The sequence below is a fragment of the Pantoea sp. GbtcB22 genome, from assembly GCF_019091025.1.
GTDB classification, from domain to species: Bacteria; Pseudomonadota; Gammaproteobacteria; order Enterobacterales; family Enterobacteriaceae; genus Pantoea; species Pantoea leporis.
This window is the reverse complement of sequence record NZ_JAGXKB010000798.1, coordinates 1-238: the sequence shown is the minus strand read 5'-3', so window position 1 is coordinate 238 and position 238 is coordinate 1. Positions and strand designations below refer to the sequence as shown.

At 50.8% G+C, this 238-nt stretch carries 1 pseudogene; it reads right to left on the bottom strand.

Annotated elements, in window-relative coordinates:
* Positions 1–238: pseudogene (opgC, locus tag KVT28_RS26720) on the bottom strand (glucans biosynthesis protein MdoC); the annotation flags it as partial.

Below are 238 nucleotides of genomic sequence, written 5' to 3'. Positions count from 1 at the left end.
ATCGATGCTGCGCTGCTGCTTATTCAGCCAGCGAAACGCCACCATACCGTACGTGGTCAGAATCACCAGTACCAATAAAAACCACAGATGAGATATCAGCTCCCACGCCAGCGTGATGTACTTGTCGTACAGCGAGAAACTGTTCCAGTCGCCGATTTTATCGGTGAGATTTTTGGTGATGAAAAAATGCGGCAAGGTAATCAGCGGCACGGCAGTCAACATCGGGATGCCGACACGC